At 62.8% G+C, this 21621-nt stretch carries 25 protein-coding genes; 8 read left to right on the top strand and 17 right to left on the bottom strand.

Annotated features, from left to right (window positions below):
- Positions 1–4: 4 nt before the first annotated feature.
- From gspD to gpmA, 13 genes are all read right to left on the bottom strand, one after another.
- Complete coding sequence (gspD, locus tag K0F86_RS08205) at positions 5–2203, bottom strand: type II secretion system secretin GspD (protein WP_219133958.1); 2199 nt, start codon at positions 2201–2203, stop codon at positions 5–7.
- Positions 2200–2976, bottom strand: a complete 777-nt coding sequence (locus tag K0F86_RS08210) for a type II secretion system protein N (protein WP_099760994.1) — start codon at positions 2974–2976, stop codon at positions 2200–2202. The genes gspD and K0F86_RS08210 overlap by 4 nt, the downstream gene beginning before the upstream one ends.
- Positions 2973–3506 carry a type II secretion system protein GspM gene (gspM, locus tag K0F86_RS08215; protein WP_219133959.1) on the bottom strand — a complete coding sequence of 178 codons (534 nt, stop codon included), beginning with the start codon at positions 3504–3506 and terminating at the stop codon, positions 2973–2975. Before gspM ends, K0F86_RS08210 begins: the two co-directional genes overlap by 4 nt.
- A complete protein-coding gene (gspL, locus tag K0F86_RS08220; RefSeq protein WP_257572051.1) occupies positions 3503–4732 on the bottom strand; it encodes a type II secretion system protein GspL in 1230 nt (409 codons plus the stop codon). Before gspL ends, gspM begins: the two co-directional genes overlap by 4 nt.
- A gap of 19 nt (positions 4733–4751) precedes the next feature.
- Positions 4752–5726: a type II secretion system minor pseudopilin GspK gene (gene gspK / locus K0F86_RS08225; protein WP_219133960.1), complete on the bottom strand. Its 975-nt coding sequence runs from the start codon at positions 5724–5726 to the stop codon at positions 4752–4754.
- On the bottom strand, positions 5723–6346 hold the full coding sequence (locus K0F86_RS08230; RefSeq protein ID WP_219133961.1) for a type II secretion system protein J: 624 nt from the start codon (positions 6344–6346) through the stop codon (positions 5723–5725). The genes gspK and K0F86_RS08230 overlap by 4 nt, the downstream gene beginning before the upstream one ends.
- The gene (gene gspI / locus K0F86_RS08235; RefSeq protein WP_257572052.1) at positions 6346–6726 is read right to left on the bottom strand and encodes a type II secretion system minor pseudopilin GspI; all 381 of its coding nucleotides are present in this window, start codon (positions 6724–6726) and stop codon (positions 6346–6348) included. The genes K0F86_RS08230 and gspI overlap by 1 nt, the downstream gene beginning before the upstream one ends.
- Positions 6726–7220, bottom strand: a complete 495-nt coding sequence (locus tag K0F86_RS08240; protein ID WP_046681998.1) for a GspH/FimT family pseudopilin — start codon at positions 7218–7220, stop codon at positions 6726–6728. The genes gspI and K0F86_RS08240 overlap by 1 nt, the downstream gene beginning before the upstream one ends.
- 12 nt (positions 7221–7232) lie before the next feature.
- Positions 7233–7685 carry a type II secretion system major pseudopilin GspG gene (gene gspG, locus K0F86_RS08245; protein ID WP_219133963.1) on the bottom strand — a complete coding sequence of 151 codons (453 nt, stop codon included), beginning with the start codon at positions 7683–7685 and terminating at the stop codon, positions 7233–7235.
- Between the two features lie 93 nt (positions 7686–7778).
- Positions 7779–8540, bottom strand: a complete 762-nt coding sequence (locus K0F86_RS08250; RefSeq protein WP_219133964.1) for a molybdopterin-synthase adenylyltransferase MoeB — start codon at positions 8538–8540, stop codon at positions 7779–7781.
- Positions 8541–8548: 8 nt separating this feature from the next.
- Positions 8549–10042 carry a S41 family peptidase gene (locus K0F86_RS08255; RefSeq protein WP_219133965.1) on the bottom strand — a complete coding sequence of 498 codons (1494 nt, stop codon included), beginning with the start codon at positions 10040–10042 and terminating at the stop codon, positions 8549–8551.
- Between the two features lie 34 nt (positions 10043–10076).
- Positions 10077–11540: a murein hydrolase activator EnvC gene (locus K0F86_RS08260; RefSeq protein WP_219134223.1), complete on the bottom strand. Its 1464-nt coding sequence runs from the start codon at positions 11538–11540 to the stop codon at positions 10077–10079.
- A gap of 76 nt (positions 11541–11616) precedes the next feature.
- Complete coding sequence (gpmA, locus tag K0F86_RS08265) at positions 11617–12363, bottom strand: 2,3-diphosphoglycerate-dependent phosphoglycerate mutase (protein ID WP_219133966.1); 747 nt, start codon at positions 12361–12363, stop codon at positions 11617–11619.
- A 106-nt stretch (positions 12364–12469) separates the two neighbouring features.
- Here gpmA and K0F86_RS08270 point away from each other — a divergent pair, with 106 nt between their 5' ends.
- The 5 genes from K0F86_RS08270 to K0F86_RS08290 all read left to right on the top strand — a co-directional run bounded on the left by K0F86_RS08270 (position 12470) and on the right by K0F86_RS08290 (position 15533).
- Complete coding sequence (locus K0F86_RS08270) at positions 12470–12886, top strand: rhodanese-like domain-containing protein (protein ID WP_219133967.1); 417 nt, start codon at positions 12470–12472, stop codon at positions 12884–12886.
- Positions 12887–12913: 27 nt separating this feature from the next.
- On the top strand, positions 12914–13180 hold the full coding sequence (gene grxC / locus K0F86_RS08275) for a glutaredoxin 3 (protein WP_034783579.1): 267 nt from the start codon (positions 12914–12916) through the stop codon (positions 13178–13180).
- Between the two features lie 160 nt (positions 13181–13340).
- A complete protein-coding gene (gene secB / locus K0F86_RS08280; protein WP_010394167.1) occupies positions 13341–13814 on the top strand; it encodes a protein-export chaperone SecB in 474 nt (157 codons plus the stop codon).
- 180 nt (positions 13815–13994) lie between these two features.
- On the top strand, positions 13995–14456 hold the full coding sequence (locus K0F86_RS08285; protein WP_219133968.1) for an SH3 domain-containing protein: 462 nt from the start codon (positions 13995–13997) through the stop codon (positions 14454–14456).
- Positions 14457–14492: 36 nt separating this feature from the next.
- The gene (locus tag K0F86_RS08290; RefSeq protein ID WP_219133969.1) at positions 14493–15533 is read left to right on the top strand and encodes an NAD(P)H-dependent glycerol-3-phosphate dehydrogenase; all 1041 of its coding nucleotides are present in this window, start codon (positions 14493–14495) and stop codon (positions 15531–15533) included.
- An 18-nt stretch (positions 15534–15551) separates the two neighbouring features.
- On the opposite strand, the gene K0F86_RS08295 is transcribed toward K0F86_RS08290, so the two are convergent.
- From K0F86_RS08295 to mscL, 4 genes are read right to left on the bottom strand one after another with little or no spacing between them, the layout of a single operon-like run.
- On the bottom strand, positions 15552–15893 hold the full coding sequence (locus K0F86_RS08295; RefSeq protein ID WP_219133970.1) for a cupin domain-containing protein: 342 nt from the start codon (positions 15891–15893) through the stop codon (positions 15552–15554).
- An 18-nt stretch (positions 15894–15911) separates the two neighbouring features.
- Positions 15912–16604 carry a DUF2461 domain-containing protein gene (locus K0F86_RS08300; RefSeq protein WP_219133971.1) on the bottom strand — a complete coding sequence of 231 codons (693 nt, stop codon included), beginning with the start codon at positions 16602–16604 and terminating at the stop codon, positions 15912–15914.
- A gap of 21 nt (positions 16605–16625) precedes the next feature.
- Entirely contained in the window at positions 16626–17786 is a 1161-nt protein-coding gene (locus K0F86_RS08305) for a Do family serine endopeptidase (protein ID WP_219133972.1), read from the bottom strand.
- A 39-nt stretch (positions 17787–17825) separates the two neighbouring features.
- On the bottom strand, positions 17826–18275 hold the full coding sequence (mscL, locus tag K0F86_RS08310) for a large conductance mechanosensitive channel protein MscL (RefSeq protein WP_070223752.1): 450 nt from the start codon (positions 18273–18275) through the stop codon (positions 17826–17828).
- Between the two features lie 412 nt (positions 18276–18687).
- Here mscL and petA point away from each other — a divergent pair, with 412 nt between their 5' ends.
- Genes petA through K0F86_RS08325 form a run of 3 tightly spaced genes read left to right on the top strand, consistent with a single transcriptional unit; the run spans position 18688 to position 21512 of the window.
- Positions 18688–19296 carry a ubiquinol-cytochrome c reductase iron-sulfur subunit gene (gene petA, locus K0F86_RS08315; RefSeq protein ID WP_034753009.1) on the top strand — a complete coding sequence of 203 codons (609 nt, stop codon included), beginning with the start codon at positions 18688–18690 and terminating at the stop codon, positions 19294–19296.
- Positions 19297–19298: 2 nt separating this feature from the next.
- Complete coding sequence (locus K0F86_RS08320; RefSeq protein WP_219133973.1) at positions 19299–20711, top strand: cytochrome bc complex cytochrome b subunit; 1413 nt, start codon at positions 19299–19301, stop codon at positions 20709–20711.
- A gap of 36 nt (positions 20712–20747) precedes the next feature.
- Complete coding sequence (locus K0F86_RS08325; protein ID WP_219133974.1) at positions 20748–21512, top strand: cytochrome c1; 765 nt, start codon at positions 20748–20750, stop codon at positions 21510–21512.
- The last annotated feature ends 109 nt before the right edge of the window (positions 21513–21621 follow it).

Below are 21621 nucleotides of genomic sequence, written 5' to 3' on the forward strand. Positions count from 1 at the left end.
CCCATCACTTCTGCGGCTGCGTGGCCGCGTTGGCCGGCGCGCCTGGCGGCGGCGTCGGCGCCGGCGGCACGGGGCGCGTCACCATGTTGCCGCCCACCGGCTGGCCATCCTGCAGCGCCGGCAAGACGGGCGTGCCCAGGTCTTTCAGCATCAGGTTGCCCGTGGCCGGCACGGCGGCCGTCTCGGCCGAGCGCATGTAGTCGTAGCGGTCTGCCGCCAGGCTGCCGCTCTGCTCCTTGTTGCGCACGATGACCGGACGCAGGAAGATCATCAGGTTGGTTTTCTTGCGCTCGCGCGTCTGGTACTTGAACAGGTTGCCGATCAGGGGAATGTCGCCCAGGCCGCGCACTTTCTCCGCGTTGTCGCCCGTGGTGTCCTCGATCAGGCCGCCGAGCACGATGATCTGGCCATCGTCGGCCAGTACATTGTTTTCGATCACGCGGTTGTTGATGGTGATGCCGCTGACGGCCGACGCGGTGGATTTGTCCACGCTCGACGTCTCGTGATAGATGCCCAGCTTGATGGTGCCGCCCTCGGAAATCTGCGGGCGCACCTTCAGGGTCAGGCCCACTTCCTTGCGGTCGATGGTCTGGAACGGGTTCGTATTGGTGCCGGCCGTGCTGGTGTACTGCCCCGTCAGGATAGGCACGTTCTGGCCCACCTTGATGGTCGCCAGTTCATTGTCCAGGGTGATCAGGTTCGGCGTCGACAGGATATTCGCGTTGCCGTCCGATTCCAGCGCATGCGCCACGGCGCCCAGGCCCAGCGCGCCGTTGATCTGCTTGAAGATGCCCAGGGTCAGGCCGCCCGTCGGCAATACCTTGCCGCCGCCCGTGGCGATGGCGCCGATGTTGTTGGTGGTGCCGCCGGCGAACGACTGCAAGGCGCCCACGCGGTAGTTGCTGGTGCTGTCGCCCGACAAACCCAGCCACTGCACGCCGAATTCAGACGCCTTGGCCGACGTCACTTCGACGATCAGCGCCTCGATGTAGACCTGGGCGCGGCGCACGTCGAGCTGGTCGATCACGGCGCGCAAGTTGCGGTAGACGGCTTCGTTGCAGGTCAAAATCAGCGTATTCGTCGATGCATCGGCCTGGATGAAACCGGCCGCGCCGCCCGACGACAGCTGCTGCGGCGCGTTGTTCAGCGAAGCGCCGCCCGTGCTGCCGCTTTGCGTATTGCCGCCCAGGCCAGTGCTGTTCATGCCGCTGTTGTTCTGGTTGATCTGGTTGTTCGTGTTCTGGTTGCCGACGCCCTGCTGCGCCGTGGCGGCCGTGCCGTCCGACGTCACCACCGAGCGCAAGGTCTGCGCCAGCTTGGTGGCGTCCGCATTTTTGAGGTACACCACGTGCACATTGCCCAGCTGCGTGGTGGGCTGGTCCAGCTTCGAGATCAGCGACTTGGCCAGGTTGGCGCGCGCCGCCGACGGTGCGCGCAGCACCAGCGAATTGGTGCGCGGGTCGGCCAGCACGGAGACCTTGCCAGCGTCGGCCCCTGCGGCGGCGCCCGCATTCCCGCCTTCCATCAATTTGTTGACCATCGATGCCAGGTCGGAGGCGATGGCATAACGCACGGGGATCACGTCCAGGTCCGTCGAGGCGGGCACGTCGAGCGCGGCGATGATCTTCGCCAGGCGCTTGAGGTTATCCGCGTAATCGGTGATCACCAGCGAGTTGTTGCCCGGGTTGGCGTTGATCGTGTTGTTCGGCGAAATCAGGGGCCGCAGCACGGCCAGCAGGTTGGCCGACGATTCATAGTTCAGGTAAAACACCTGGGTGGCGATCTGGTCGCCCTTCACCTGGCTGGCGCCGTTGCCCACCTGGGTCGGCACGGATTGCAGCTTGGCGTCCGCTTCCGGCACCACTTTCGCGTAGCCGTCGCCGGAGACCACCGCATAGCCCTGCAGGCGCAGCGCGGAGGCCAGCAGCCCGAACGCTTGCGTCTTGCTGATCGACTTTTCCGACACCAGCGTGATCGTGCCCTTGACGCGCGGGTCGATGACGAAATTGATGTTGGTGTAATGGCCCACGGCCTTGATCACCGACTCGATGTCGGCGCCGACGAAATTGAGCGCCGCCTCATCGCCGGGCGCGGCCCAGACGGGCGCCGGCATGCCGGCCACGGAACAGCACAGCAAGGCGGCGGCCGACAGGCGGCGCAGCGAGAAGGTGGAGGTATGGGTGCTCACGGATGGTTTTTTCATTGTCTGAACTCTAAGGCGATGATGTTTTTTTCGCTATTGCTACGGCGCTGTCCCAGCAAATTCAACAAACTCGCCAAGGTCTCTTCATATCCTGCTGCGGCCTGGGCCTGGCCGGAAAACTGCATGCGCCCCTGTTGCAGGCTGCCGCTGCCGTCGAGCAGCAGCGGTCCTTTGATGGAGCGCAAGGTCAACGTCGCCTGCTGCCCCTGCCAATCGAAATCGAGCTCGTAACTGCCCAGCGGGCGCAGGGACGACAGGCGCGACGCCATGTCCGTCATCTGCAAGGTGGTGCGGCCGACGGCGGAAAACTGCCGCTGCTCCAAGGCCAGCTGCAGGGTGCTCCACGACAGGCGCATGCTGCCCGTCGGCGCCACGGTATTGAGCGGCGCGCCGAGGCCGCCCAGGCCATCGGCCGGCAGCAGCAGGGCCGCCGGGCTGACTTGCCAGTGCGACCACGAGCCGCGCAGGTTCACCGGCTGCGACAGCGCCTGCGGGTTTTGCAATTCCACGTCCGCCGATCCCCACAGCACCGAGGGCGAAATGCGCCAGCTGAAACGCCCCGGCAGCAACGGCGTCACGGCGCCGTTCGCGCTGGCCGCCCCGCCGATAAAGGCCGAGCCGCGCCACAGGGTACCTTGCGCGTCGCCCAAGGTCAAACGTCCGCCCGTCTGCTTTTCCACGATGCCGGCGACCCAGCCGGCCGGGAAAAATACCAGCAGGGTGACGCAGACGCTGACGATGATGGCCAGCAGCCAGCCAAGCAAGCGCCTCATCGCGTCGCGCCCGGGCTCTGGTGCAGGGTCAGGCTGGCATCGACCAGCCCCGCCTTGCCCTGCGCCGTGATCTTCGCGTCCTGCACCGCCACGCGGCCTTCGCGGCGCAAGCCGTCCAGCCACAGCATGACGCTGGCAAACGGCACGCCGTTCAACTGCACGCGCGCGTACTCTCCCGTCAGCGACAGCGATTGCGGCGCCAGGCCGCGCGCTTTCAGCGAAGAGTCTATGCTGTCACGGCTCATGGGAGCGACCTGCACGGGCGCCTGGCGCGCCAGTTCGCCCGCTTCACGCGCCAGCGCCTGCAGCTGGGCCGCGTTCTGGCGCAGCTCGGGCAAGCTCTTTTGCAAGGCGATGCGGCCCGTCCACGCCGGCTCGAAGAACACCGCGTAGACGAAGGCCAGCCCCGCCACCACGCCACCGATGGTCAAGAGCTTGCGCTCCTGCGGCGTGCGCTCGGCCCAGAACGTTTGCAGGTTCTGCTGCTGCCCCGTCAGGGCGGCGCGGATCTTGTTCACTGCCGTACTCATGTTTTTGCTCCTGTGGCCGGCGTGATCTTCCACACGCCCGGCGCCGTTTCATTCAAGGCCAGCTTGCGCGCAGCCAGGCCGTCGCGCACCTGCGCCTGGGCGCTGGCGTCGACCATGTCCGGTTTCAGCGTGACGATCAGGCTGCGCTCGCGGTATTCCAGCGAGGCCACCACGCCGCGTCCGGCCAGCCCGCCCAAGGCCTCGCCCAGCGCCGCGCTCATGCTGGTGAAATCATCCATGCTGGCCTGCCCGCTTTGCAGGCGCGCGGCAGCGATATTGCGCCGCATCTGCTCCGCTTCCAGGCCATACACGGGCGCTTCATTCGGATACGCGGCCTTGAAGGTTTGCTGCATCGAGGTGCGCACGGTGGCGGCCTCGCGCTTCAGGCGCATCCATTCGATATTCATGCCGGCCAGGTTGACGATCACGGCCAGCAGCGCCAGGCGCAGTGGCCAGCGCCAGCGGCGCCACTCGGTGGCCGACCCCGTGGCCGTGCCCAGCGCGGGCGCCAGGTCCAGCCCAGCGCCCTTGGCGCCGGCGATCCAGTGCGCCCAATGGTCGGGTTCCACCGTCACGCCCTCCATGCCGGCGGCCAGTTGCTGATATTGCGCCAGCTCGGCCTGCGCCACGTAGACCGTCAGCGGCACGTCGCCGGCAAACGCGCGCGTCGTCAGCAGCGCCTGCTGCGGCTGGGCCGGCAAGACCAGGCCCAGCCCCTCCTGCGGCGCCTGGCGCAAGGCCAGTTCCAGGCCGTCGCCGCTGGCCTGCAAGGATGCCGTCACGCTGCCTGGCTGCAAGGGCAGGCACAGCTGCGATGGCAGCAGCACCACCTTGCGCGCGCCCTGCGCCAGCAACGCTTGCACGAGTACCCCGGCCCAGGCGCGCTGCGCCACGGCGACCGTGCGCATGCCGGCAGCGTCGGGCGCACCAGCGGCCAGCAGGCAATCCTGCGTGTCACCGAGGATGTGTTCTTCCACCAGGCCCGGCAAGGCCGCGCGCAAACGGGCGCCGGCCAGCGGCGGGGTTTTCAGGCGCAGCAGGGTCACGTCGGCCGCCGCCAGCAGCAAGACCACCTGCTTGGCGCCGGCAATCAGCTGCCCCAGGCTGCCCAGCGGCGCGCTGCCCTGCTGCAGCATGGCGCCGCCGTCGCCGGCCAGCACGAAGGAGCAGGCTGGCGCGCTGTCGATGGACGCCCTGGCCGGGTGACGGATATACAATATTGTCAAAGTGACTCGCTTTCAGGGGTTAATTTTCCCGCAACCAGACGAGGCTGGTGGTGCGCTGCGGATCCGTTTTTCGATTGACAAGCGCCACGGCATCGAGGGCGGCGCGATCCAGCCGCACGCGGATGACAGTCAGGAAGTAGCGGCTCTTCACGTCGAGTTCCACGGTAGCAATCAGCTCGGCATTAATATTATTCTTGAAGTTTGCCAAATCAACAAACTTTTTGCGCGGATTGCTCAGGGTCAGGGCGCTGGCCTCGGATAAGGACATCATCGTCACGGCCGCCAGCACCTCGGCCGGTGCCGTATTCACGTTGACCGGCGTGAGTTCCGGCAAGATGATGACGAAATCGCGCAACTTCTCGATCATCTGCGGCGTGTAGCCGGGCACGGCCAGCAAATCCTCGACCTGCGTGAACGCCACCGGCTCGCTGCCGCCGTCCGATGGGGGCCTGGCGGCGGGCGTCTTGCCATCGCTGCCGCTGTCCATGGCGCGCAGTTTCGGCGTCGCGCGCAGCACGGCATCGGCCGTCGCCTGCGCCAGGCCGCTGTCGAGCCGCAGGTTGGCCAGCAAACGCTGGTAAGCGAGCACCTGCTGCGGATTGATGCCACCCGTGGCGGCGACCAGGTTGGTAATGTTAAACCGCGCCTGCGCATCGAGCGCGCGGCCCGAGACGGTGGCGTCGAATTTTTCCGTGTCGACCTTTTCGCGGTCGACGTAATCATCGAGCCGCGCTTCCTCGATGGGCGTGGCCCACACGCCGTCCAGCGCCGTCTGCGTGGGATTGTCCTGGCGCAGCCAGAAGCGGGCGAAGTCGACCATGCCGCGCATGGCCCACTGCGTCTGCAGGCGCAGGCGCTGGTTTTCCATCGAGCGCACCTGCACTTGCTGCTGCCAGAACAGGCTGGCGACGACGGTGATGGCCAGCGCCGTCAGCAGCAGGGCCGTGATGACGGCCACGCCGCGCTGGCGCGCAGGGCGAATAAACGGCTTCATCCCGGCCCCAACAAGAAGACTTTGGACAGGCCCGCGTCCTGGCCCGGCATTTGCAAGGTCACTTCCAGGCCCGGCACTTGCGTGGAGATGGTGGCGCCCGCCGTCAGCACGTTCCAGGCGCCATTGCTCCAGCCGCGCATGACCATGCTGTCGACGCCATGCATCAGGGCCACGTCGGCATTGGAGGTATCGGTATCGTCGCGCGCCGCCTGCCACAGGGTGTCGAGCACGGCCAGGTCGCGCGTGCCGTTCGACTCGCGCCGCGTCAGCACGCCGCCGCGCAGGCGGTAAGTGACCACTTGCAACTGTTGCGGCTCCTGCTCCGAGGCGGCCAGGCGCACCAGGGTCAGGCGGTCATTTTCCGCCGTCAGGTTCAGGCGACCATTCAGCAGGTTGTTGTTCTGGCCGGCACCGGCCAGATGGTCGCAATCGCTCTGCATCTGGGCAAACGCCAGCTGCATGCCACGCGCCTGCTCCAGCTGGCTGGTCAGCACTTCACGCGAACGCATGATGCTGTCCAGGCCGCGCCAGCCCAGCACGGCGACCATGGCCAGGATGCCGATCGCCACGAGCAGCTCGATCAAGGTGAAACCGGCAGCGGAGTGATTGCGGCGCGCCATCAGTCGTTGAACGCCAATAACACCAGGCGCACGATGCGCCGGGCCGGGTATTGCATGTCATATACGTTCACGCGCACTTGGCGGATGCGGGGATTCGGCGTGGCCACCACTTCCTCCTCGCAGATCAGTTTCAAATCGCCCTGCGGGCAGTCGACCGTGCGCTTGCCCGTCTGCGGAAAGGTTTTCGCCAGGCGCAGCCGCACCAGGTGGTTTTCCGCCGACCAGGTGGCCATCATGGCGCTGCGCAAGCCGTCGCTGTTCTGCGTCAGGCTGCCGACGGCGCGCAGCGAGGCGCCCAGGGCCGTGCCGACGATGACGAGGGCGACCAGTACTTCCAGCAAAGTGAAGCCGCGCGGGTGGCGGCGAAATGAGCGCCGCATCATTGCTCGACCGTAAAATGGCCGATGCCGTCGGCGCGGATGGCCACGCTGCGCTCGCCGCTGGCCAGGGTCAGCACGAAAGGCTTGTCGACCGGTTCGCGGCCGAAGATGATGCGCAGCGGCTGGGCCACGCTGTTCGACGGCTGCACGCTGAGCAGCATGGGCGTGTTGGCAAACGCGCGCTCGCGCAGCAAATCATCCTGCGTCACGGGTTGCCACAGCTTTTCATTGAGGACCAGGAAACGGTATTGATTTTCGTCCGCCTCGAACGCCACTTGCCGGCTGCGCACGATGGCTTCATCGCGCGCCAGCTGCAGCAGCAGGGCGATGCGCTCGGCTTCCTTTTGCAAGGCTTGCTGGCCATTCGGCATGGCGTTCAGCGACACCAGGCCCAGGGTCACCCCGATGATGACCATCACCACCAGCAATTCGATCAGCGTGAAGCCGCTGGCGCGTGGCCGGGGCAGTGCGCGACCGGTGGTCATGGCAGGCATGCAATGGAAAACTTACAGTTCCCAGGAGCCGATATCGGCGTCGTCGCCGCTACCGCCAGGCTGGCCATCGGCGCCCAGCGAAATGATGTCGACTTCGCCCTTCACGCCCGGCGACAGGAACTGGTACGGGTTGCCCCATGGATCCTTCGGCATCTTTTCCAGGTAGCCGCCCGCCTTCCAGCCATTCGCGGCCGGACCCGTAGTCGGTTTTTCGATCAGCGCATGCAAGCCCTGCTCGGTGGTCGGGTAGCGCTGGTTATCCAGGCGGTACAGTTTCAAGGCTTGCATCACGGTGGCGATGTCGACTTTCGCCGCCGCCACTTTCGACTCGCCCGTGCGGGCGATCAGCTTGGGCACCACCAGCGAGGCGAGGATGCCCATGATCACCACCACGACCATGATTTCGATCAAAGTGAAGCCGCGCGCGCGGCGCTGGCGTATCGGATGGTTTGCTGCGTTTTGCATATGAAAGAGAGAAGAAGGTGAGTAATGAGAGCAGAGTATAAAGCGGAAATATGACAAAGCCTGTCATATGGGGAAAAATTTGTGCGGGGCGACTCAGAGCGGCAAGACCACTACACCGCAAACGGCGCAGCCGGGGTCGCGCGCGACGCGCATGCTGCTCCATTCCATGTGCAAACCGTCGAGCAGCAGCAGCCGTCCGGCCAGCGATTCGCCCACGCCCATGATGAGTTTCAGCGCCTCGGCCGCCTGCATGGCGCCCACCACGCCGACCAGCGGCGCGAACACGCCCATGCTCGAGCACGCCTCGTCCGTGAACTGCTGTTCCTGCGGAAACAGACAGGAATAACACGGTTGCGTGCCCGTGCGCGGGTCGAACACGCTCACTTGCCCGTCGAAACGGATCACGGCGCCCGACACCAGCGGCACCTTGCCTGCCACGCAGGCGCGGTTGACGGCGTGGCGCGTGGCGAAGTTGTCGGTGCAATCGAGCACCACCGTGGCGGAGCAGACCAGTTCGGCCAGGCGCGCGCCATCGAGGCGCTCCTGCAAAGCAATTATTTCAATCTCGGGATTGATGCCGGTCAAGGTTTCACGCGCCGACAGCACTTTCGACTGGCCCACGCGCTGCGTGGTGTGGGCGATCTGGCGCTGCAGATTGGTCAGGTCGACTGTATCGTCATCGACGAGGGTCAGCTTGCCGACGCCGCTGGCGGCCAGATACATGGCGGCCGGCGAGCCGAGCCCACCCGCGCCGATCACCAGCACATGCGCATCGAGCAAGGCTTGCTGGCCTTCGATACCGATCTGATCAAGCAGGATGTGGCGCGAATAGCGCAGCAGTTGGGCGTCGTTCATGGCGGCGACTACGGTTTGCGCACCGGAATCTTCTTGTCATCGGCCTTGATGTCGGAAGCGATTTCCGGCTTGGCGCCGATCTTCTCCGCTTTCGGGTCCACCTTGGCCAGCTGCACCGGCAAGCCCTGGAAGTGGTTCAAGGCTTGCTGCAGCTGGAAATCATCCTTGGCGCCGTATTCGAGCGGCTTGCGCTTTTTCGCCGTGGCGATCAGGCGTTGCTCTTCTTCCAATTGATCTTGCATGCCTTCCATGGTCGGCTTGGCCGCTTCCGGCTTGCCATCGTCGCTGCTCAGGTGTTTTTCCAGGTCCGCCTCGCGCACGCGCAGGCTGTTCCAGCCATCGCCTTCGGCCGTTTCATCGACCAGCAAGTCGGGCACGATGCCGCGCGCCTGGATGGCCCGGCCTTTCGGCGTGTAGTAGCGGGCCGTCGTCAGCTTGACGGCCGTATCGGCCGTGATCTGGCGCAAGGTTTGCACGGAACCCTTGCCGAACGTTTGCGTGCCGATGACGGTGGCGCGCTGGTAATCCTGCAAGGCGCCGGCGACGATTTCCGAGGCGGAAGCGGAGCCCGCATTGACCAGCACCACCAGCGGCACGGTTTTCAGCGCGGCCGGCAGCTTGGCCAGCGGATCGGCCTTGGCGCCCGGCGGCGCATAGAATTCGCGGCGGCCATAAAACACTTGCTTCGACTCCGGCAACTGGCCCTTGGTCGAGACGATGATGGAGTTGCCTGGCAGAAATGCCGTCGCCACGCCGATGGCGCCCGGCACGACGCCACCGGGGTCGTTGCGCAAGTCCAGCACCAAGCCCTTGAGCTTGGGGTCTTGCGCATACAGCGCGTTGATCTTTTTGACCATGTCATCGACGGTCGGTTCCTGGAACTGGGCGATGCGCAGCCAGGCATAGCCGGGCGCGACCATCTTGGCCTTCACGCTCTGCACGCGGATTTCCTCGCGCACGATGGGAAACACCAGCGGCTTGCTTTCGCCCTTGCGCGACATCGTCAGCACCAGCTTGCTGCCGGGCTGGCCGCGCATCTTCTTGATGACGTCCTCCAGCTGCAAGCCCTTCAGCGGGATGTTGTCGAGGCGGGTGATCAGGTCGCCCGCCAGGATGCCGGCCTTGGCGGCCGGGCTGTCCTCGATGGGCGAGACGACTTTCACGTAGCCGTCTTCCATGCTCACTTCGATGCCGATGCCGACAAACTTGCCTTGCACGCTTTCGCGCATTTCCTTGAAGGCATTCTTGTCGAGATACACGGAGTGCGGATCGAGCGACGAGACCATGCCGGAAATGGCTTCCGTCAAGAGTTTCTTGTCTTCCACCTTCTCGACGTAATCGGTCTTGATCAGGCCGAAGACGTCGGACAACTGGCGCAGCTCGTCGAGCGGCAGCGGGGCATTCGTGATTTTCTGCGCCACGGCCGGGAACTGCAGCGACATGCCGATGCCTGCCATGACGCCCAGACCGATCAGGCCGATACTTTTAACTTTGATACGCATGTATTCTTCGCAATCTACAAATTCGCTGGGGAACTTAAAACTTCACCCAGGTGGCTGGATCGAAGGCGCGGCCCTGATGACGCAATTCAAAGTATAGCCCTGATTCCTCGTTGCCGCCGCTGTTGCCCGCGCTGGCAATGGCCTCGCCGCCCTTGACGGCGTCGCCCACGCGTTTCAGCAAGGATTGGTTATTGCCATAAATACTCATGTACTGGCCGCCATGGTCGACGATGATCAAATTGCCGAAACCGCGCAGCCAGTCGGAAAACACGACCCGGCCGCCGGCGATGGCGTGGATTTCGCTGCCTTCGCCCGTGCGGATGAACACGCCCTTCCAGCTGGGGCCGTCACCGCGCTTGCTGCCGAAGCGGGCGGCGATCTTGCCCGCCACGGGGGCGCGCAGCTGCCCTTTCATGCTGGCAAAGGCGCCGGCCGGCGCGGCCGGGCCCAGGCTCGGGCGTTCCGGCTCCGGTTCCGGCTTGGGCTCGGGCTTGGGCGTCACCTTGGCCACCTGCGGCGGCTCGTCGTCGTCGATCGGTTCCAGCTTCACGGGCGGCGGTGGCGGCGTTTGCGGCTTGATCTTGCCCGATTTGTTTTGTTGCTCTTTCGCCAGGCGTTCGCGTTCGGCCTGCACCTGGGCGGACTTGGCGCGCGCGGCCAGCAAGCGTTCGCGTTTTTCCGCGGCGATCCTGGCGTCGGCGGCCGCTTTCGCGGCGGCGCGCTGCTCGGCCAGCAATTGCTGGCGTTTCTTTTCGGCCGCAGCGGCGGCGGCCTGCTCTTCGATCAGTTTCGCCAGCTTATCGACCAGGCTACCCATGCGCTGTTCGTCGCGCTCGACATTGCCCACTTCCTTGCGCTGCGCCACCAGGCGCTGCGACAAGCTCGTCAGCAAGGCGGCGCGGCGCGCCTTTTCCTGTACCAGCAGGGCCTTCTGGTCGCGCTCTTCCTGCGCGATTTCTTCCAGCTCGTCCTTGGCGTTCTGCACGTCCGCCTGGTTTTTCTCCACGGCAAGCAAGTTGGCGCGCAAGGCATCGAGCAGGCGCGCCTGCGCCTGCGACACATACGCCATCAATTGCAAGTCGCGGTTGATGCGGTTCGGATTGTCGCCCGACAGGAGCAGCTTGATGCGGTCTTCGTTACCGGCGACATATTGTTCACGCAGCAACTTTGACAGCTGCGCCTTCTGCTTGTCGACCGTGGCCGTCAGTTGCCGGTGCTCTTGCCCCAGCGCATTGAGTTTCACGCCCGTCTCGCTTTGCTCCTGCGCCAGGTCGCGCAAGGCACGGTTGGCGTTGGAAATGGCCTCTTCCGACTCGGCCAGGGTATCGGCCGCGTCATCCTTGGCAGTTTCCGTGCGGCTGATGTCGCGCTTGAGCGCCGTCAGCTTTTGTTGCAATCCAGCACGTTGTGCTTCCGCGGCCGCTTTCTGCTTGCTGCGTTCGGTGGGCTTGGCACCCTGTGCGGCACCGCTGGAGAACAGCAGCGCTGCGCACAGCATGGCGCCGGCGCGCCACGCCGGCAGGGGTCGTTCAGCAGAGGGGGCGATCGCTGTGCCGCGGAAGAAAGACAACAAGTTACTTGGCCTTCCCTTGGTTCGCCACGGCCGCTTGCGCTGCCGCAATCGCTGCCGGGTCGCCCAGGTAGTAATGACGGATCGGTTTCAGGTCGGCGTCCAGCTCATACACGAGCGGCTGGCCGTTCGGGATGTTCAGGCCGACGATATCGCTGTCGCTGATGCCATCGAGCATCTTGATCAGCGCGCGCAGGCTGTTGCCGTGGGCCGAAATGATGATTTTCTTGCCGGCGCGGATGGCCGGAGCGATTTCTTCATCCCAGGACGGCATCACGCGCGCCACAGTGTCTTTCAGGCATTCGGTCAGCGGGATAGCCGCTTTCGGCAAGCCGGCGTAGCGCGGGTCGTTGAACGAGGCGCGGTCGTCGTCTTCCGCCAGCGGCGGCGGCGGCGTGTCGTAGCTGCGGCGCCACACCAATACTTGCTCGTCGCCATACTTGGCGGCCGTCTCGCCCTTGTCCAGGCCTTGCAGGGCGCCGTAGTGGCGTTCGTTCAAGCGCCAGTCGTTCTTGATGGGCAAATACATCATGTCCATCTCGTCGAGCGCCAGCCACAGGGTGCGGATGGCGCGCTTCAGGACGGAAGTGTAGGCCACGTCGAACGTAAAACCTTCCTGCTTGAGGATCTGGCCGGCGGCCCTGGCTTCGTTGACGCCCTTTTCCGTCAGATCGACGTCGGTCCAGCCGGTGAAGCGGTTATCGAGGTTCCAGGTGGACTCGCCGTGACGCATGAAAACGATTTTGTACATAGTTCTATCTTCTCAAGGGGTTCAAATCAAAAAAGCAAAACGTAAAAAGACCTCGTCCAGCTTCTATTTTATAATGCGCGGATTGACTTAAACCATTGGACCCTACGTGAAATTCATTATCGACCACATTTTTCTGTTTGCCATCGTCATTATTTCCGGCGGCGCCCTCCTCTGGCCACTGCTGTCGATGCGCGGCAAGCGCGCGACCGTACTGGAAGTCACGCAGCTGATCAACCGCGGCAAGACCATCATTGTCGACGTGCGCAGCGCGGAAGAGTTCGCCACGGGCCACTTGCCTGACGCAAAAAATATGCCGCTGCCGGAACTGACAAAACGCCTGGGCGAGCTGGAAAAATTCAAAACGCGCCCCATTGTAGTGGTTTGCCAGAAAGGTTCGCGTTCGGCAACGGCCGTTGGCCTGCTGGGCAAAGCCGGTTTCGCCGAGGCAACGAGCCTGGAAGGCGGTATCGACGAATGGAAAAAGCAGGGTTTGCCCTTGAAAACCCTGTCGCTGGCGAAGTAAGCCGGCATTTAACTAGAAGGAATCATCATGACCGTCCCCGTAATTGTGTATAGCACCGCCGTGTGCCCGTATTGCGTGCGCGCCGAGCGCCTGTTGGAAGCCAAGGGCGTGACCGTGCAAAAGATCCGCGTTGACCTCGACCCGGAAGAGCGCATCAAGATGATGGAACGCACGGGCCGCCGCACGGTGCCGCAGATCTATGTGGGCGATACCCACGTGGGTGGTTTCGACGATTTGTATGCGCTCGATCAAGCCGGCAAGCTGGACCCCTTGTTAAATGGCACGGCAGCCTGATATAAAGCGGGTTCGAGAAATTGCTTGGTTTTTTGTCGTATTGTTTTGATACAATTGCCCTCGCACCTGATCTGGCCGCGCCTACCCGGCGCGGTTTGAATACCGCAAGTACCATATTTGAACGGTGTGCCGTTCTTGTCCCTTACAACGAAAGCGTTCCATGTCTGACGAAAATCTGCAACCAGTCTTCCAAATCCAACGCGTCTACCTGAAAGACATGTCGCTGGAACAACCAAATTCCCCAGCTATTTTCCTGGAACAAGAAGCACCAGCGATCGAAGTCGCTCTGGACGTGGGCGCCGCGCCTCTGGCCGACGGCATCTTCGAAGCCACCGTGACCATCACCGTCACCGCCAAAGTCGGCGATAAAGTCGCTTTCCTGGTTGAAGGCAAGCAAGCCGGTATCTTCGAAGCTCGCAACATTCCTGCAGATCAACTCGATCCGCTGCTGGGAATCGGCTGCCCGAACATCATCTACCCTTACCTGCGCGCCAACATCGCCGACGTGATCACCCGTGCCGGCTTCCCGCCAGTGCACCTGGCCGAGATCAACTTCGAAGTGTTCTACCAACAACGTCTGCAAGCTATTGCTGACGCCGCTGCCGCAGCGCCAGCAGCCAGCGAAACGCACTAAGAACATCTCACCAAACCTGCTGCGCGGCGCGCATTGCGGCCTGCGATGCTCGCTGTGCTCTAGCACAGCTGCGCTTCTCGGCCACAATGCACTGCCGCTCGCGACGGTTTTGTGAGTGTTCTATACTGCAGGTAAGAAACGGCGGCCTGGCCGCCGTGTTTCGTTAAGGTTCAAAATATCATGTTGAAAAGTGCGCTCTTGAGCAAGTTCCGCTGGGTCGCCGGCGCCGTGCTGCTGCTGGCCACCGCCGCCAGCCACGCCGTCGATTTCAAAACGGTGGGAGCAAATCCCGTGATCCTGTATGACGCGCCGTCCTCCAAGGGCGGCAAGCTGTACGTAGCGCCACGCGGCATGCCGCTGGAAGTCGTGCTCAGCTATGGCGAATGGGTCAAGGTCCGCGACGCCAGCGGCGAAATGGCCTGGACGGAAGCCAAGGGCCTGTCGGCCAAGCGCAACGTCGTGGCGCGTGCCGCGAACCTCAAGGTTCGCGCCAGCCCCGATGACACCGCCTCCGCCATCCTCCTCGTCGACAAGGGCGTGCTGCTGGAAATGAGCGAGCAGCCGAGTTCCGGCTGGGTCAAGGTGCGCCACAAGGATGGCCAGAGCGGCTACGTCAAGACCAGCGAAGTGTGGGGCTTGTAAGCACCGCGCCCGTTTCCCCTGCCCCGTTGAGGTTGCATGCAAGTTTCCCCTGAAGTCACTCCCGATAGTATTCCCGCCGTTCGCAAGATCACCATCCTGGGTGCCGGCGCTTGGGGCACGGCCGTGGCCATGGCCCTGGCCGGCCGCCACGACGTGCTGCTGTGGGGCCGCAATGGCGAGGCCATGGCCGCCATGGCCGCCAGCGGCGAAAACAGTTATTTGCCCGGTTTTACCTTACCGCCGCAACTGCGCATCAGCGCCGATTTCGACGCCGCCGTCGCGCATGCCAGCGGGGAACAGGGCCTCCTGATCGCCGCCTGCCCCGTGGCGGGCCTGCGGCCGATGCTGCATCAACTGAAAGACAAGGCCACCGGCAACCTGGTGTGGCTCTGTAAAGGCTTTGAAGGCGGCACGGGCCTGCTGCCGCACCAGATCGTGCAGGAAGTGCTGGGCGACAAGATCCCCGGCGGCGCCCTGTCCGGCCCCTCGTTCGCGCAGGAAGTGGCGCGCGGCCTGCCGTGCGCGCTGACCATCGCCTCGCACAGCGCCGCCTTACGCGGCGCCGTGGTCTCGGCCTTGCATGGCGGCACCATCCGCGTGTATGCGAGCGAAGACCTGGTGGGCGTGGAAGTGGGCGGCGCCGTCAAGAATGTGCTGGCGATCGCCACCGGCGTGGCCGACGGCCTGGGCCTGGGCTTGAATGCGCGCGCCGCGCTGATCACGCGTGGCCTGGCGGAAATCACGCGCCTGGGCACGGCCCTGGGTGGCCAAACGGAAACGTTCATGGGGCTGACGGGCATGGGCGACCTGATTTTGACCTGCACGGGCGACCTGTCGCGCAACCGCCGGGTCGGCCTGGGCCTGGCACAAGGCAAGGCGCTGGCCACCATCGTGGCCGAACTCGGTCACGTGGCCGAAGGTGTGCCGTGCGCCAAGGCTGTGCGCGAACTGGCGCGCCGCATGGGCGTCGACATGCCGATCACCAACGCGGTGGCCGGCGTGCTGTTCGATGGCGATTTGCCGCACGTGATGGTGCAGCAACTGCTGTCGCGCGATCCGCGCGCCGAGGCGGCCTGAGAATAAAGCGGGCGGAGCCTAGCGCCCCGCCTTGGCCATCAAGATCGTCAGCAGCAATAAACTGTCTTCGCGCGCTTCCAGCGCGTGCGCCTGGCCGCCGTGCAGATACAGCATCTGCCCCGGCCCCAGCAGGTGCACGCCGCCATGCGCTTGCACCGCCACCTGCCCTTGCAGGCACAGCAGGGTGATTTCACCGAGCACATGATGCTCGGGCATGGTCTTGCCCTTGGGCATGCACATACGGATCAATTCCAGTTCATCCGTTTTGGCCAGCGCAATAGCGGAAAACTGCGACAGGTCGTCGCCGTCCCTGCGCAGCACCTCGATCACCTGCCCTGAACTTGCGTGCTCCAGTGCCATCATCTGCTCCTTCAGCAATTACTCGGTGACTTCCTCCGGCTCTTTCGCGCCGCGCATCCACTCGACCAGCGGCCACGCATCCTGCAAGCCTTCCGCCAGGGTCGGCAGCAGTTTTTCCGGTTCGTTGACGGGCAGCGGTATTTCGGTCCAGACAAAAAAACTCTTCAGCTTGATGAATTCGATATGTTCAGCATCCGCGTCAAACCCCTTGGGCGGGCGCTGCAACTTGCCCTCGTTCTGGATGGTGCCAAAACGGGCCTTTAAACGCTTATTTTTCAGCACTTTGGAAAAACCTGGCGCGTCGTTGAGCATATGCTCGCGCAGCGCCTTCAGGCGACCCGGCGGCGGCATGTATTCGCCGGCCCCGAACAGTAAATGTCCCTGGCCATCGATCTGCAGATAATACGTGGGACCGCCCGCCTTGCTGGGGCGGCGCATGTCGTTCGGCGCGATGGCGGCCGAAAAACGCGTTTTATACGGGCTCTTGTCATGCGCGAAACGCACGTCGCGGTTGATGCGGAACAAGGCCTTCTTCGGATTGCAGTACTTCACGGCCGGATCGAACTTGCCGAGTTCAGCAATGAGTGAAGTCACCAAGGCGAGGAATTCCTCGCGCAGGATGTCGTAGCGGGGCTTGTTCATGACAAACCAGGGACGGTTGTTGTTGTCGCTCAGTTCACGTAAAAATTGGGTCAAATCACGCACATGCATGTGTCAAATTCCGATCAGCAACTATTTGGAAAGCTCTTTCGGGAGGGGGCGCTTGCCCACCAGCACGTCGAGCGCCGCTTCGCGATTCTTGCGCAGCACCGTCATTTTAGCTTTTCCGCCGGGCGGCAGTTGGGCGATCAGGTTCAGCATTTCCGTCGTGTCGCCGACGGGCTTGCCTTCCACCGTCAGCAGGATGTCGCCGGGCACGATGCCCGCCTTGTCGGCCGGGCCGTTGCGCACCACGCCGGCGATGATGGCGCCGCTGGTGCGCTGCAGGTTGAAGCTTTGCGCCAGCTCGGGCGTGATGTCCTGCGTTTCCACGCCGATCCAGCCGCGCACCACGTGGCCGTCCTTGATAATGGCTTCCATCACCGTCTTGGCCGTCGAGACGGGAATGGCGAAGCCGATGCCGACGGAACCGCCGCTTTGCGAGTAAATCGCCGTATTGATGCCGATCAAGTTGCCGCGCGTATCGACCAGGGCGCCGCCCGAGTTGCCGAAGTTGATGGCCGCATCCGTCTGGATGAAGTTTTCAAAGCTGTTGATGTGCAGGTTGTTGCGGCCCAGGGCGGAGATGATGCCCATGGTCACCGTCTGGCCCACGCCGAACGGGTTGCCGATGGCCAGCACCACATCGCCCACGCGCGCCAGTTCCGACTGGCCCAGCACGATGACGGGCAGCTTGTCGAGGTTGATCTTGATGACGGCCAGGTCCGTTTCCGGGTCCAGGCCCACCACCTTGGCCGGCGCCTTGCGGCCATCGGTGAGCACCACTTCGATTTCGTCGGCGCCTTCGACCACATGGTTGTTGGTCAGCACATAGCCTTCATGGCTGACGATGACGCCCGAGCCGAGGCTGTTTTTCAAGTCCTCGCCATCCTCCCCGTCCGGGTCGCGGTCGCCGAAGAAACGTTTGAAGAAGGGATCGCGCGCCAGCGGATGGGCGCCGCGCTTAGGCACTTGCAGGGTGAGGATGTTGACGACGGCGGGCATGGCGCGCGCCGCCGCGTCGCGGTAGGAACCGGGCGCCAGGCTGCTCGACGCCGTTTCCACCACGGGCACCGGCTTGGCGGGAGAGCCCAGTTGCTGTACCCGGCTGGCCGGGCGCAGCGCGCCGTACACAAAGTACAGCGCCAACGCGATCGTCACGGTTTGCGCAAACAATAACCAGAATCGTCGCATAGTTCTCTGCCCAGGTCAGCCGGCCGGTGCCGGAACGACTTATTTTGCCAGATTGTTGCTGTTGCGTGCGTTCTGCTGCAGGGAGTCGCGGATTTCGCGCAGCAGCACGATGTCTTCCGGCGTGGCCGGCGCCGGTGCCGGCGCGACCGGTTCGCTGCGGCGGGCCTTGTTCATCAGGCGCACCATCTGGAAGATGATGAAGGCAAGAATGATAAAGTTGAGCAAAATGGTCAGAAAGTTACCGTAGGCCAGCACGGCGCCCGCCTTTTTCGCTTCCACCAGGGTCATCGTCGTGGCTTGCCCGTTCAGGGGCAGGTAGTAATTGGCGAAATCGAGGCCGCCGAAAATGCGGCCGATGGGCGGCATGATCACGTCTTGCACCAGGGAATCGACAATCTTGCCGAAGGCGCCGCCGATGATGACACCGACCGCCAGATCGACGACGTTGCCTTTCATTGCAAATTCTTTAAATTCTTTCATCATTGCCATGAATTTCTCCTTCGGATATGTATAAAAAACATGCCGATCATACTATTGATTCCCAGTGCCACCAACTTGTGGTTGTCGGCGAGACCAATTCGTGCACAGCCGACGCATCTAGTTCGAAAGAACTAGCCACCTCCTGCAAAAGTATATAAATTATGGTACAAGCAACGTTTTTGTTCTATTCGTTGTTTGCTTCACTTATAATTTGCGGTTGCCAGAAGTGGATTTTTCACTTCCGGATAATCAACAAGAAACTGGCACGGGCTGCGCCATTGGCCGAAGTTCCGCAGGGATGTTGCCACTTTACCGCGCAAAGACGCGGGTTGCGGCAATCAGTGGGAAAGAGCTTCGGCGACGGGTTTTTCGCGGCTGCCACTCATAATAAAGATTCGCATTTTGACTGATTGGGGTTTGCATGAGTAACGAAAAGCAGGTCGATTCAGGCCGTCGCGGCTTGCTCGTCGCCACGTGCGCGGCGGGCAGTGTAGTTGGATTGGCAACCGCGGGAGCCTTGGTAAGCACCTTCCAGCCGTCGGAGCGCGCGAAAGCGGCTGGCGCGCCGGTCGAAGTAGACATCACCACCTTGCAACCCGGCGAAATGCGCACCGTCGAATGGCGCGGCAAGCCGGTCTGGATCCTGAAGCGCACGCCGGAAATGATCGCGTCCCTGAAAAAGACCGATGGCAAAGTCGCCGATGCCAATTCGCAACGCAACCCCGCCGAATTCACGCCTGAATACTGCATGAACGAGGCACGCTCGATCAAGCCTGAAATTCTCGTCGCCGTCGGCATCTGCACCCATCTGGGCTGCTCCCCTTCCTCGAAATTTGCCCCCGGCCCGCAACCGTCGCTGCCCGATGACTGGGAAGGCGGCTTCCTGTGCCCTTGCCACGGCTCCACCTTCGACATGGCAGGCCGCGTGTTCAAGAACAAGCCGGCGCCGGACAACCTGCAAGTGCCGCGCCATATGTACCTGAGCGACACCAAATTGCTGATAGGTAAAGACGAGAAAGGCGAGGCTTGATCATGGCTGCTTTCAAAGAAACGAAGTTCCCGGCAGACGCTCCCGTCGCCGAAAAAGCGCTGGGCTGGGTCGATGACCGCTTTCCCCTGACCAAGCTGTGGAACGACCAATGGGGCAAATACTACGCCCCGAAAAACTTCAATTTCTGGTACATCTTCGGCTCGCTGGCCATGCTGGTGCTGGTCTTGCAGATCGTCACCGGCATCTTCCTGACCATGCATTACAAACCGGATGCGGCCCTGGCCTTCAATTCCGTCGAGTACATCATGCGCGAAGTACCGTGGGGCTGGCTGGTGCGCTACATGCACTCGACGGGCGCCTCGGCCTTCTTCATCATCGTCTACCTGCACATGACGCGCGCCCTGCTGTACGGTTCGTACCGCAAGCCGCGTGAGCTGATCTGGCTGTTCGGTTTCGCCATCTTCCTGTGCCTGATGGCCGAAGCGTTCTTCGGCTACCTGCTGCCATGGGGCCAGATGTCGTACTGGGGCGCGCAAGTGATCGTCAACCTGTTTGGCGCCATCCCGTTCATCGGCCCTGACCTGTCGTTGTGGATCCGCGGCGACTACGTTGTTTCCGACGCGACCCTGAACCGCTTCTTCGCCTTCCACGTGATCGCCATCCCGCTGGTACTGCTGGGCTTGGTTGCAGCGCACTTGATCGCCCTGCATGAAGTCGGTTCGAGCAATCCGGACGGCATCGAAGTGAAGGAAAACCTGGGCGCCGACGGCCACCCGGTCGATTCGATCCCTTCGCATCCGTACTACACCGTGCACGACCTGTTCGGCGTATCGATCTTCCTCGTGATTTTCAGCGCCGTCGTGTTCTTCGCGCCGGAAATGGGCGGTTACTTCCTGGAATACAACAACTTCCTGCCCGGCGATTCGCTGAAGACCCCGCTGCACATCGCGCCAACCTGGTACTTCACGCCGTTCTACTCGGTGCTGCGTGCCACCACGGCCGACTTCATGTACGTGCTGATGGGTGCCGTGGCGGCCTACGTGGTGTTCATCTGGCTCAAGTCGCGCCTGTCGACGACCGTCAAGTCGGCCATCGCCGGCATCGCCATCGTCGCCATCATCGGCATGCTGCCGCAGGTGCTCGATGCGAAATTCTGGGGCGTGGTGTTCTTCGGCGGTTCCGTCGTGATCCTGGCCTTCCTGCCATGGCTCGACCATTCGCCCGTGAAATCGATCCGCTACCGTCCAAGCTGGCACAAATATGTGTACGCCATCTTCGGCCTGTCGTTCCTGATCCTGGGCTACCTCGGTACCCAGGCGCCAACGGATGCGAAAACCATCGTGTCGCAAGTGTGCACCCTGATTTACTTCAGCTTCTTCCTGCTGATGCCATGGTGGAGTGCCATGGGCAAGTTCAAGACCGTGCCGTCGCGTGTGACGTTTCACCCGCACTAAGCCGCTCTCACGCCACGCTCAAAGGACATACATCATATGAAGATTGCAAAAAAACTGCTCGCCATCCTGGCACTCGTGCCCGCCATGGCTCTCGCCAGCGAAGGCGGCTTTCCGCTGGACAAGGCACCTGACCGCCAGACCAACATGGCGGCGCTGCAACACGGCGCCAAATTGTTCGTCAACTATTGCTTGAATTGCCACGCCGCCGTGTCGATGCGCTACAACCGCCTGCGCGACCTGGGTTTGACGGAAGACCAGATCAAGCAGAATCTGTTGTTCTCAGGCGATAAAGTCGGTGACTTGATGACGACCAGCCTGGCACCGCAGGACGCCAAGGCCTTCTTTGGCGTCGTACCGCCGGATTTGTCGGTAATTTCGCGTGCGAAATCATCTTCCGCTGGCACTGGCGGCGACTACCTGTATACTTACCTGCGTACGTTCTATAAAGACGACACTCGGCCGACCGGCTGGAACAACATGGTCGTGCCGAATGTTGCCATGCCGCATGTATTATGGGAATTGCAAGGTATCCAGACTGCCAAGTTCGTGGAAGAGACGGATCCCCACGAGCCCAGCAAGAAGATCCACAAATTTGCCGGCTTCGAGCAGGTCAAGCCCGGCACGTTGAACAAGATCGAGTATGACAATGCGGTGGCCGACCTGGTCGGCTACATGGAGTGGATGGCCGAACCGGCACAGCAAACACGCAAACGCCTGGGCGTGTGGGTGCTGCTGTTCCTGTCGGTCTTTGCTCTGCTGGCATGGCGCCTTAACGCGTCGTTCTGGAAGGAAGTCAAATAAGTGAGGCGCCGGCCATAGGCCGGTTTATGCCTGTTTCTGCGTTGTCCGCATGAGTGGACAAGCGACCTGGGGTGAGCCGTTCGCGGCTTCACCCCCTTTGTTTCTAAGG

It is taken from the genome of Janthinobacterium sp. UMAB-60 (genome assembly GCF_900095235.1).
GTDB lineage: Bacteria > Pseudomonadota > Gammaproteobacteria > Burkholderiales > Burkholderiaceae_D > Janthinobacterium.